The following is a 13,749-nucleotide window of genomic DNA, read 5'->3' on the forward strand; positions in this document are numbered from 1 at the left end:
GCTATTTTTTCATTTTTAATTTGTTATTAATATAATTCCCAAGATTAGTACCTTGAGACACCCCGTTTTCTATAGCAGCTCTGTAATGAATTCCTCCATATAATCTACTCATCGAAGCTTCGGATGCCGCTTGTTTGAAAGACGTAAAATCACGTTTTGGCAAACCAAATGGAATTTCTGAATCGTCGGTATAACTAAAGTTGTCGCCAAAAATGGCTGTTAATATAACCGATGAACAGGCAGATACTACAGAATGTCCACTAGTGTATTCAGGAAAAGGGGGCGTTTGCAATTGTGGCTTCCAATTTTCGTCTATATGTTGGTTGATATAGGTTTCAGGACGTACAACATTGCTACGAAATTTTTCGTCCCAACAACTAATAAAGCTTTCAAAAATACCAATAGATGTTTTAGTATAGGCAAAAATAGTTGTTTCTAAGTCAGCTTTGGATTTTTTACATGCAATTTTAGCAATATTCATCCAATGGGCATCGGGAGTATTTTTCTTTTTGGCAAACATCATGTGCCCCTGTGTAACGGTTGCATAAGGATTACAATCCCAAAATGTAGCAATAACCGATTCAACTGGCAAAGCAATTTTTGGATTTTTTTCTACTGCCAATAATTTTTTAGAAATTTCGTTCCCCACTTGATAAGTTTCCAAAGCTTCTAAATAAAATTTAGAATTTTTTTGAGTATCAAAAGGATACGGAGGCACTGGTTTAAATTGCGATGCAGAATCCATAACGAGTGTTCTAATTTTATTCCAATGAGGTTCCACAGCATCCATATAAGCAGGTGGTGTTGGCTGCCAACGGCTAGGATCTTTGGTGTTTACACTAAATTTTGGAAAAGTTCGGGTTTGTTTGTAATTGTCTTGGCTCATCCATTTCTTTATCACCTCGGCAACTTTCAAGGCATATTCTTTTGAAGTTTCAAACTCTTTATTGTTTTCAGAGCCCCATTTTTGATACAAACTGTCTCGGTATTTAACCATGGCTTCTTCAGAAAAAACCAATTGTTTGCTCAATTCCAAATGGGCAATCAAAGCAGCTAAATGCTGATTGACTCCCCCTTTTGGGTCTAATGCTGGTATTGCTTCTAGCCCTTTTAACTGTCCTTGCAAGCTACTAAATTTTGGATTGTTTTGTGCCATAATTTCATAAGCTGCAATGTTTGGATACACATAAATTCTACTTGCAACGGGTGGCGAAAATATATCGTGAATCATAATATTAGTTACAGTATCTACCGCTGCACAATAATCTTCTGAGGTTACAACTATGGGTCTGTCTGACTTACATGACACAAAAAACGTGCTGATAAACACTAAAAAATAAAGACTTTTTTTCATTTTAATGGTATTGATTTTAATAATTTAATTTTTTGGGCGTTCCCCAAGGGTCGGGCTATCCGTTTCAATCTTTTTTGAGGCAAAAAAAGCCTCAAAAAAGGATTTCCACTGCTATCCCTAACGCAAGCAACATGCTACAACAAACAGCATTTTAACTCATTTCTTTAAGGTGCTGAAGGCAATTCAAACACTTCGGCTTTTTTATTATTGATGGTAACCAATAAATATTTTTTATTATTTACCTGTAAAACATCTAAATGTCTAACCGCTTTTTGAGTTAAATCGATACCCATTTGATGACCCAAATAAACCGTTTTTTCATTTTTGATTAATGCACCCGAAAAACCATCAAAGCGGCTATGATAAGGTGTTACCCCAAAATAATTACCCGCTGCAAACACCGACGCTTTGTTGCTTCCATCAAAATTAGCTTTGGCAAAACACGTAATTGGTGCAACTTGCAAAGGATTGCCAAATGGAACAAAAGTAAACTTGCCTTTGTCATTTCGCAAAAACCCCGATTTTAGCGTGTGTACTTCATACAATATGCCTTTATCCAACATTTGCGGTTCAAAAACCTCTTCAACCGTTTTACCTGCAAAATCTTTATAAGCATTAAACTTCTTTTTGAGCATCCCACTAAACTGTTCAGACAATTCATCTAAACCCATAGTCGAATAGTATTTGCCCCCTTTTTCAATAGCTACAATGGTTTCATACATTTCGTTTTTATCAAAATCGGCATAATACATTTTCATTGGAAAATCGGCAGAGGCTTTAAACTTTGAATTCAACCCCCAATTACCAACTAAATAATCGTCATCGCCATCCTGATCAATATCAAAATTAGTTATCGATTGCCACAAACCATTCAGTTTTTCGGGCAATACATTTGAAGTAACGTCTTTAAATCGGCCTCCTTGATTGGCATAAAACCGAGGTTTCATCCACTCGCCTACTACAATAATATCTTGACTACCATTTGTATCAAAATCGGTTACAATAGCATGGGTAACCATTCCTATTTTTTCAAATGTTTTTTGTTGAACCATGCTAAAAGTACCTTGATTGTTTTGGAGTAAGTAACAATCTGGATTGCTACCAAAACGGTTGTATTGAGAACTATTGCCAATAAAAAAGTCTAAATCGCCATCTTTATCAAAATCAATTTTACAAACAACAGCAGCATTTTGGGCTATTTTGGGCATAGCACCATGCGTCAAACTAGTCCCTTGATACCATCTACTATCAAGAAAACCCGCATTTTCGCCCGTACCCGAAGCCACAAATAAATCATTGATTTTGTCGTTGTTAAAGTCGCCAATAACTGCCGAAACATCCTCAAAAATAGAATCTTTTTCTATATCCGCATAAACCCTTTTTACAAAACCATTTGCAGACTGAAGATATACTTGGGCTGCTTTGCCTCTTGCTCCACCAAAGAAAATATCTTCTTTTCCGTCATTATTCAAATCGCCAACTGCAGTTGCAGGGCCTCTGTCTGATCGTTGATAAGGGATTAATTTTTGTGATAAAAAATCAATAAATTCATTTTCTTGATGTATAAAATCAATGCCTAAATTAGTTGTAGCTTTTTTGAAATACGGTTTCGTAACAGGATGTAACTTACTGTAATCAAAAACTTTACGTTTTGCATTAGCTTTGATGGTTAGCGATTGATTGGTCGAAACCTGTTTTAAAGTTTGATACGTTTTATCGGGCCAAATGACTACTAACGAATCTATTGCAGCACTATTTTGAAACCCAAAATGAATCATTGGCTCCGACGAAGACTGAAACCCTCTTGTAGTTTGAAGCTCTTTATACTGTTTACTTCCTTTTGAATATGCAATCACTTTCGCCCCAATACCCCAAACATTTTTTCCTTCAAATTGCAATTTCAATTTCAAGAAACGGGCTTTGTTATTGGTTTGATTGATATAAACAGAGGCTACACTATTCAAATTGTTAGTTACAACATCCAAATCGCCGTCGTTATCCAAATCGCCATAAGCACTTCCATTGGATATGATAGAATCTTGTTGGATCCAATTTTCGGATTGATTGACAAAATTCAAATTTTTTGTACCTTGAAAAACATAATTAGACACTTTGCCAGAAGGCATTTTATTTAATGCCTCTTTGTCCAACAATTTAGTAGTACTTATTTTTGTTTTTACATTTTCATTCGAATAATATTTTACATAATCTAAATCGTTTGGTCGTTTTGGAATACCGTTACAAACAAATAAATCTTGTTCGCCATCTTGATTGTAATCAGCAAAAAGGCCACTCCAACTCCAATCGGTGGCTGCAATGCCACTCATCAAAGCCGTTTCGGTAAAATGCTGTCCATATTGATTGATTTGCAGCATATTACGAGTATATTGATAATGATACCCCAAACGTTCTGTTCGCATTTTCATCATTTGAACATTATCATCGCCTAGTGAAGATTTCAGTACTTTTTCATTTTCGGGAAGCATATCTAAGGTTAAAATATCAGGAAAACCATCATGATTAATGTCTGAAACATCAACTCCCATCGAAAATCGACTTGTATGTCCAAAATAATTTTTGAGACTTTCGCTAAAAGTACCATCACCATTGTTGAGATAATAGTAATCGTCTTCGTGAAAATCGTTGCAAACATAAATATCAGGATAACCATCTAGGTTAAAATCAGCCACAGCTACCCCTAGTCCATAACCATTTGCCCCACCAAAAATACCTGCTTGTTCACTAATATCAACAAATTTATTATTATCATTTCTAAACAATTTATCGCCACATTCATAACTTCTTTTGTTCCTAATTTCTGCTTTTCCGTAAGACAATTCAGAGTGTACTGCATGATTGAGTAAATACATATCCAAATCACCATCCAAATCAAAATCCAAAAATGCGGCAGACGAACTATAATTGTCTATATCCAATCCATACTCGGCTGCACTTTCTGTAAAAGTATTGTTTTTATTATTTATAAAGAGTTCGTTATGCCCTTCAAATCCATTAATGCCTACAACAGCACAAACATAAATATCCAAATAACCATCGCCATTTACATCGGCCATAATGGTACCCGAATTCCAATCACTTTGCCCTTCTACACCCGCTTTTGCAGTAATGTCTTCAAATGTATTGTTACCTTTATTCAAATACAATTTGTTTTTGCCTTGATTTGAAGTAAAATAAATATCTACCAAACCATCATTATTGATGTCGCCCATAGCCACACCACCGCCATTATAATAGTACAAATAATCTAAAATAGAAATGTTTTTGGACGGATCCAAGTCGTTTTTAAAATCAATACCACTTTTAGAAGCTTCCAATTTTTCAAATAATCCCGCCTCTTTTTGAGAACACCCAATAATTAGCAATACTAAAAACAGGTATTTATAATAATTAGTCATTTTTTCTATAAATTTTTGGTTGGTTGTTATTTACTACTGCAATGATTGAAACAGCTTTGTTTTTTTGATGAATCAATTGAATATTTTTCACTTCGCCTCTAATATTGAAGCCTGATTTTTGATTAGAAACCCAAGTATAAGTTCCTGATTTTGAACCCAATAACAATCCACCTCTACTGCTATCCAAACTACCAAACTGTGGTTTAAATTCGTATTGATTGCCTCCAATAATCAAATCTAAAATACCATCGTTGTTGCTATCAAAAGGACAAATACTATTTACGGTTGAAAATTGTACTTCTTTAGGCAAAGGTTTTACATCAAACTGACCGCCACCCTTGTTGGTTGCCACTATACTTTCCTGAATATTGACGGTTTGTAAAATAGCATTGGACAACACGTCTGAACTAAAAATTTCTTGTACCGCTTTTTTAGAATAATCAGTATAGCTCAAGATTTTCTTTTTGATAGATGGAATTTGTTTGGCCAATTCCGATTTCAAATGTACAGGCATGTCCTTACCAGCTATGGTTCTAGTAGCAATTTGCTCAATAGTACCGTTGGTATCAAAATCGTTTACAAACAATTTCATCGGGCTAGACAATGTAGCTTTGTATGAGGTATTAGTGCCTTTGTTGCCTAGTATTAAATCTTTCTTGCCATCGTTATTGGTGTCCAAACAAGCTACAGTATTCCAAAAACCTTGGTATTGATCCAAGTTAGATTCAAAAGCAGCCAAGCGTCGTCCCGTATTTTTATATATTTTTGGCGACATCCACTCTCCTACTACAATTAAATCTTTTTTATTATCATTATCAATATCTTCCCAAATGGCATCTGTTACCATACCTAACTCATTGATTTTAAATGCTTTTTTATCCAAAACATTGGTAAAATTGCCTTTTCCATCGTTTTCAAGCAAGAGATGTTTGGGCACAATTCCATAAACACCAGGCACACTCCGACTGCCAATAAACACATCAACATCGCCATCATGATCAAAATCATAAGGGGCAATTACGGCAACATTATTATTTGTAGTTGGCAATTTGGTTGTCGATTTTGTAAATAGTCCTTTGCCGTTATTCCAATACAATCGGTTCAAATATTGGTCTTTATCGGCTTGTTCATTGCCTCCTGTACCCACTAACAAATCCAAATCACCATCTTGATCAGCGTCAAATAATGCTGCAGCTGTGTCTTCAAAAACGGCATCGGCTTCCAAATCTTTTTGCACAGATGCCAAATATCCAGCACCATTGCTCCAATACATTTTGGCAGCTTGCCCTTTTGCACCACCAATAAATACATCATCGTTACCATCGCCATTGACATCGCCAACGGCTAATGCTGGGCCCTCTTGAGATAATTCTTTTGAAATTAATCCTTCATAATCAAAATCGATGTATTCATTTTCTTGATGGGCGGTCATATTTTGATTTTGTTCTACCCAAAAAGGTTTGACTTTTGGAGTTTGACTCACAAATGGATTTTGAGCATCTGTTATTTTCAAAATAGTAGTTTTATCAATGGCTACTTTGGCTTGACTTTGATATTGTCCATTGGGCCAAATCACCCGCATCGAATCAATTTTTTTGGTTCCAATTCCAAATGTCATGGTATAATCAATAGAGGATTGAAAGCCTCTAGTTGGAATTAACTCTTGTCTTAAAATTTCTGTCCCTGAAAACAATTCGACTACGCTGCCCACAGCAAATTTATTTTGGTTGTCGCCTTTCAATTGGAATTTCACATAATGATTGTCTTTTTGTTTTTCAGAATTATTTCTATAAACAAAAGCTTCCATATTGACGTTATTGACAATTAAATCCAAATCGCCGTCATTATCCAAATCGCCATAAGCGGCACCATTTGAAAAACTGGGTATGTCCAATCCCCAATTACTGGCTTCGTTCGTAAAAGTTAAATTTTTATTATTTTTATAAGCATAATTGGCAATAGGAGTACTTGGCATTTTGTTGATGATGGTTTCCATGTCATCTTTTTTGCCCGTAATCACCATTTTTTGCATCAAATCATTAGCAAAAAAATCGATAAAATCTTGATTGGTCAAATCATGGTTGATGCCATTGCATACATAAATATCTTTGTAGCCATCATTATCCATATCAAAAAGTAAAGCTCCCCAGCTCCAATCGGTTTTAGAAACCCCAGCATAATGGGCAATTTCTTCAAATTGCTGATTGCCTGTATTGATTTGAAGGGTATTTTGCATGTATTGATTATAAAAATCCATGCTCAATTTTCGGTTAAACAAATCGTAATTGTCAAAACTGGTGGTTTGTTTCAATCGTTCGTCTTGTTCGGGTAACATATCGGTAACAAAAATATCGGCTAACCCATCATTGTTGATGTCGGCCATATCGGCTCCCATAGAAGACTGACTGATGTGTGTGGCCCAGGATTGAATTTGCTCGCTAAAAGTCCCGTTTTTATTATTAATATATAAATAATCTCTTTCATAAAAATCGTTAGAAATATAAATATCTGGATACAAATCACCATTGACATCGCCAACGGTTACCCCCAATCCAAAACCAATCAAACTACCATAAATACCAGATTTTTCGCTAACATCTATAAATTTTCCATGATCATTTCGTAATAATTTATCCCCTCCTCCTTTTAGGATTTCGGCTACATCCCAATCTTTATCTCGCAACTCTCTTTTATTAGAATAATTCAAGCTGCTCACAGGAATAAAACTATTGTTGAGGATGTAACAATCCAAATCGCCATCTTTGTCGTAGTCAAAAAATGCGGCATGGGTTGTAATTCCTGTATCAGCCAAGTTGTATTGTGAGGCTTGTTCAGAAAAAGTAAGATTGCCTTTGTTGATAAACAATTGGCTTTGTCGTTTAGAGTCGATGTTGTTTCCTGCATTGCATACATAAATATCTAATAAACCATCTGCATTGATATCGACCATAACAACACCCGTGGACCAAGATTTGGCCAAATTGATACCTGCTTTGGCAGAAATATCTTCAAATTTGAGTTGTCCTTTGTTGAGATATAATTTATTTTCGCCCAAATTTGAAGTAAAAAAAACGTCGGACAAACCATCATTATTGATGTCGCCAATGGCTACACCACCGCCGTTATAAAAGTTACGGTACTTGAAAATATTCATATTTTCGCCGTTTTTGACCTCATTTTTAAAAGAAATGCCCGTTTCAGAGGATTCAAGTTTGGTAAAAAGTCCATTTTTTGAACCATTTAAACTATCAGAACAAGCTGAAAATAAACACATTAAGCATAAAATTGCAGAAAAACGATAAAACATGATATAGAAAAATTGTATTAAAAAAATAAGCTTAAAATAATGGACTAAAATACTATAATTAGTTGAAAAACAAAGCAGTTTTGACGAATTTTTAAACGTCAATTTCAAAAAAAATAAGGTTTAGTATAAAAAAAATAAAGAGGGTATAAATACCCTCTTTATCACTAACTTAAAACAAAATATAAAAAACAAAAATTCTTAGTAACCAGGGTTTTGAGAAATGTTTGGATTTAACAAAGCATCTGCTGGAATTGGGAATAATGCGTATTTAGCAGCTGAAGCATACGGTTTTAAACCTCTTTGATCAAGGAATTTACCAAAACGAATCATATCGTTTCTTCTCCAACCTTCCCACCATAACTCTCTACCTCTTTCTGCATAAACTTTATCTAAAGAAGATACATCAACTGTAACACCAGCTCTAGTACCTAAAGCACTAATAGCAGCTGCATTATTTGAACCAGTACCACCTCTTAAAATAGCTTCAGCTTTCATCAATACCGCATCAGAATAACGCATTAAAATTAAATCATTTTCAGGCACATCTAAATTTACTGCATCAGGAATATATTTCATCCCACGGATACCCGCAGTTTCTAGAGTAGAACCACCTGTAATCAAAGTTAAAGCAGAAGTAAAAACAAGTGGATTTCCATTTCTATCATTTAACGGTGTTGTACCACCTGGAGCATATTGCTGACCCACTTGAAAGCCTACTGGGTTACCAAATGAAGCAATTATTGCTGGAGTAGAATATTTAGCACGCTTATCAGCGGCATCAAATTTATTGTAGTATTCAGCAACAGTTGCAAAACCATTCCAACCTCCTGGAGTTTGGTTGTAGTGAGTACCCATTCTCCAACGAGATTGAATTCCACCACCACTTCCACCTTGTACATTTTTAGAAGAGAACACTACTTCGTTAGAAGTATTGTTAGTTGGAGCAAAATTATCCCAATAATTTGAAGATAATGTATTTGTCATAGCATCAACATGTTGAACTACTTTTGTCATATCTGAACTACTAAAAGTATAAGGACCAGCTGGATTAGCAGCAGTATAAACCGCCTTGTTCAAATATAATTTTGCTAGTAAAAAATGTGCAGCATCAACATTTGCAATACTTGCATCTGTAGCATTTCTTGCTGGTAATGAAGAAATTATTGCTTCTAATTCACTTATAACATAAGCAGTTGCTTCAGATCTAGACCAAACTAATGCGTCTGCTTGTTGGCTAGAACCAGCAGGTCTATATGGTGTTTTTCCAAATAAATCAACTACATTAAAGTAATAGAAAGCTCTCAAAAATCTTGCTTGCAATACTTGAGATGCAGTACCATTATTATTAATAACTTGATTACAATTATAAACATTTGAAAGTAATGAATTCCAAGTGTCTCTAAATTGTACGTGGTCAGGAGACCAAGTATGAGTATGTAATTGTCTCCACGCTCCATTATCATCCCAGTCACCACCTCTAGTAGGGCCAGCTAACGCATCAGTTGTCATTTCATCCATTGCGAAAGTCATTCCTTGACCTTGGAAATCTCTTAATCCATTGTATGCTGTTTGCAAGAAAGCAGCAGTATTTACAGTACCCCCTTGTTCAGATGACTGTATAGTTCCATCCAGTGCACTTTCTTCTAAATCAGTACAACTTACAAGCCCTAATAACAGTATCCCGCTAAAAAATACTCCTTTATATGCTTTTATATTTTTCATAACTATCTTTTAATTAAAAATTTAAATTAATACCAAATAAAACTGTTTTTGATTTTGGATATGACAAATAATCAATACCAGCAGATGGCACTCCATTTATTGTTTTATAAGTATCTACTTCAGGATCAAACCCGCTGTAGTTTGTAAACAATAATAAATTTTGAGCATTTACATAAAAACGTGCAGACTTAATTTTTGCTTTTTCAAATATACCTCCAGAGAAAGTATATCCTAAAGTAATGTTACCCATTCTTAAGAAATCACCTTTTTCCAAATATTTAGTTGATGGTGAATTTGGATCACCAGTATTTTGAGTTGATGTCGCAACTGAAAGCGGTATGTTTCTTACAGGAAAAGCACCTTTGAAAAACAATGCGTTAGCAGTATTATTATAAATGTAATGACCAAAAGCACCATAGAAAGAAACTGCAGCATCAAAATTGTTATAGGTTATTCCAGTAGTGAAACCTAAATTAACTTTTGGAAGTGGAGTTTTATCTAAAACTTGTTTTGAAGCTGTTGCTAATGATGTATTATTTCCAGCTGCATCAGTATAAATAGAAGCACCTGAAGCATCATATCCTTTAAAGTCATATAAATAATATGTATATATTGGTAAGTTATTTGCAATAATTTGAGCAGAAGCACCAGATAAACCTTGTCCATTTAATTCAGCTGTATTAACATAACCTTGAAAATCATTTAATTTATTGCTCAAGAAAGAAGCATTAGCAGATACATCCCATGTGAATTTTTCTGTATCAATAATTTTATAATTTAATGCTACCTCAAAACCTTTATTCTCTAAATATCCTTTCAAATTGATATATTTTGTTGAATTTGGACCAATTGGATTAGACGCTGCTTGTTGCGTGAAAATCAAATCGTAAGTTTTTCTATTAAAATAATCCAAACTACCAGTCAATCTATTTTTCAACAATGTAAAATCAACTCCAATTCCATAAGATTTAGTTGTTTCCCATTTCAAATCTGGAGATGCACTAATTTGATTTCCAAATGTTGATGGTGCAACATAATTTGCATAATATAAAGCTGAATTTGCAGCAAACTCTTGATTACCAGTCGAACCGTAGTTTCCTCTTATTTTAACATCATTAACTAAACCATCTTTTGACTCAACTATTTTATAAGCTGCACCAAATGAATAAAATGTACCATATTTATTATTAGCACCAAATTTAGAACTACCATCTCGTCTAATTGTTGCATTAACAGATACTTTTTTATACAAATTAGAAGTTAATCTAGCATAAGTTGATTGTAACTCAACCTCATTTCTAGAAGAGGTTGGTCCAAATTTATTATCAATGTATCCTACACCACCTTGGATGTTGTCTATCAAATTCACTTGATTTGGATCAAAACCTTTTGCTACAACATTGTTTCCATTAAAGTTATAATCATAGTATGAAAAACCTCCAATAGCTTCTAAGCTAACGTTTGGATTAAATTCTTTAAAATAGGTTAATGTATGCTCAAATGTTTTATTATATTTATTTACATTTGAAATGTTAGCTTGTCCGTAATAAACTGTTCCATTGTAAGTAGCTTGTGCAACATCTTTAATACGAATTGAAGGTAATATTTGACTTTTTCTTGAAGATACAGAAGTTTCTATACCAAATACAAAATTATACTTCAAACTGTTTGAAAGTTTTAATGTAGAGTTGATACTAGCAATTAACTTATTAGTATTTGTATAATCAATATAAGAATCTAATAATTGTTGTGGATTTAAATAATCATCACCAACAACATTATAACTACCATTTGCATTTAATGTGGAAAGAGTCGGATTCCAATATAAAGCAGACCCAATAATATTTCCAATATATCCAGCATTTCTTGACAACATTGTTGTATGATCTCTTAAACCAGCATAAGATAATCTTGTATCAACTTTCAAAGTTTTATTAAAAAAATCTGTTGAATTATTTAAACTCAACGTGTATTTATCAATACCAGTGTTTTTAACAATCCCTTCTGTATTTGAAGCTCCTAATGATATTCTTGTTGATGAATTTTCTGTACCAGTTGAGTAAGCTACATCATTGTTAAATGTTGTTCCTGTTCTCAAAACTGTATCTTTCCAATTATATGAACCTCCTTTATTAGTACCTCCATTTGCTAAGTATTCAGAACTAGACATTACATCTACTTTTCCTTTATAATTACTAAATCCTACAGATGAATTAAATGATAATTGTGGCTCTTTTGATTTAGATTTTTTTGTTGTAATCATGATTACACCATTTGCTCCACGAGATCCATAGATAGCTGTAGAAGAAGCATCTTTCAAAATAGACATACTTTCAATGTCATTTTGATTAATGAAGTTTAAAGAATTTCTTGGAGTTGATGCCCCTAAAATATCTGCTCCTCCAGCACTTGTATCTCCTCCATCCAAAGGCACTCCATCCACAACAATAAGTGGGCCATTTCCTGATCTTAAAGATCCATTTCCTCTAATTCGGATAGAAGTTGATGCACCTGGCTCTCCACTTGATGTTGTAATTTGTACACCCGCAACTTTTCCTCTTAAAATTTCTGCAGGAGAAGTAGCAGCTACGTTATCAAACTTTTTTGAACTGATTTGTTCTACAGCACCTGTTGCGTCTTTCTTTTTTACAGAACCGTAACCGATTACTACTACTTCTTTCAATTCGCTTTTGTCGTCTTTTAAGACCACGTTTATAACTGTTTTACCAGCTACATTAATTTCTTGGCTTTTTAAGCCAATGTAACTAAACACTAAAACGGCATTGTTTCCAACATTTTTAATGGCATAATTCCCATCTAAGTCAGACTGCACGCTATTAGTTGTTCCTTTAACTGTTACAGATGCTCCAGGTAGTGGACCACTACTGTCTGATATTTTACCCGATACGCTCTGCGCTTGAGCAAAACCAGTAAATACCATCGTTAGAAACACTAATAATCCTTTAAGTAGATTATTTTTCATACGTAATAAAATAATTTGGTTAATAATTAATTGTTTGTTTTTATTTCAGTTTCAAATGTAATGCAATTTTATGATAATTTTATGATTTTTTGAAACTATATCGTTTTCGAGCCACCGAAAACGTTTTCGATTTTTTGTGTTCTCTTTATTTTTATGCCTTAAAATTGTTTGAACTTCATTTTTTTTTGAATAAAAAAACATATTGTGTATTTTTTATTCTTATGTAGTGCTAAAATGATTTTTTTTAGCTGTACTGTTTTTTTTTGTTTTTATTGCTTTAAATTTATTGTTGCTATATAATAAGGTGTCCATTTATCTTATTTTGTACATTTACTTGCGGATGTACGTTAGAAAATGGTACTCATAAGGATGCTTATCGTCTATGGGGTGGGACTCTTTTGAGGCAAGTTGCCACTCCTTTGGGTTGATTTCTGGAAAAAATGTATCGGCTTCAAATGTTGCTTCTACTAATGTAATGTCTAAAACATCGGCCATTGGCATGGTTTGTTTGTATATTTCGCCACCACCTATTATATATAGGTCTTGATTTTTGGGACATATTGCAAGAGCTTCTTCCAAATTTTGAACCGTAATACAATGTTCGCTATCAAAATTTTTGGTTTTGGACACAATCACATGGGTCCGATTGGGCAATGGTTTTGGAAAACTTTCAAACGTTTTGCGTCCCATTACAATATAATGTCCTGTTGTTTGGGCTTTGAATCGTTTAAAGTCGTTTGGCAAATGCCATAGCAAGGTGTTGTTTTTGCCAAGTGCCCTATTTTGTGCCATGGCTGCTATAATTATAATCATTTGTAGTGTTTTTGAAGACAAAATTATTCAAAAAAATTGTTATTTTAGGAATTTTTGGCTATTTTGTGATTGCGAAATTATTTTTTGAAAACGATTTCTTTTTTTGAGAACGGTTTGTTTGGATTCATTTTTTTATAGAAAAAGAAAAAAAATC

At 33.9% G+C, this 13,749-nt stretch carries 6 protein-coding genes; all 6 read right to left on the reverse strand.

The window, feature by feature from the left end; genetic code table 11:
* Position 1 precedes the first annotated feature (1 nt).
* Positions 2 to 1,354 (reverse strand): vanadium-dependent haloperoxidase, encoded by a 1,353-nt coding sequence (locus B0A58_RS11125; RefSeq protein ID WP_089081119.1) that lies wholly within the window; start codon positions 1,352 to 1,354, stop codon positions 2 to 4.
* Positions 1,355 to 1,518: 164 nt separating this feature from the next.
* Positions 1,519 to 4,770 carry a VCBS repeat-containing protein gene (locus tag B0A58_RS11130; protein ID WP_089081120.1) on the reverse strand — a complete coding sequence of 1,084 codons (3,252 nt, stop codon included), beginning with the start codon at positions 4,768 to 4,770 and terminating at the stop codon, positions 1,519 to 1,521.
* Positions 4,763 to 8,077 (reverse strand): VCBS repeat-containing protein, encoded by a 3,315-nt coding sequence (locus B0A58_RS11135; RefSeq protein ID WP_089081121.1) that lies wholly within the window; start codon positions 8,075 to 8,077, stop codon positions 4,763 to 4,765. The genes B0A58_RS11130 and B0A58_RS11135 overlap by 8 nt, the downstream gene beginning before the upstream one ends.
* Positions 8,078 to 8,275: 198 nt before the next feature.
* Complete coding sequence (locus tag B0A58_RS11140) at positions 8,276 to 9,799, reverse strand: RagB/SusD family nutrient uptake outer membrane protein (protein WP_089081122.1); 1,524 nt, start codon at positions 9,797 to 9,799, stop codon at positions 8,276 to 8,278.
* Between the two features lie 13 nt (positions 9,800 to 9,812).
* A complete protein-coding gene (locus tag B0A58_RS11145) occupies positions 9,813 to 12,782 on the reverse strand; it encodes a SusC/RagA family TonB-linked outer membrane protein (RefSeq protein ID WP_089081123.1) in 2,970 nt (989 codons plus the stop codon).
* A gap of 330 nt (positions 12,783 to 13,112) precedes the next feature.
* Complete coding sequence (locus B0A58_RS11150; protein ID WP_014083133.1) at positions 13,113 to 13,595, reverse strand: dihydrofolate reductase; 483 nt, start codon at positions 13,593 to 13,595, stop codon at positions 13,113 to 13,115.
* Positions 13,596 to 13,749 lie beyond the last annotated feature (154 nt).

It is taken from the genome of Flavobacterium branchiophilum NBRC 15030 = ATCC 35035 (genome assembly GCF_002217205.1).
Taxonomy (GTDB): domain Bacteria; phylum Bacteroidota; class Bacteroidia; order Flavobacteriales; family Flavobacteriaceae; genus Flavobacterium; species Flavobacterium branchiophilum.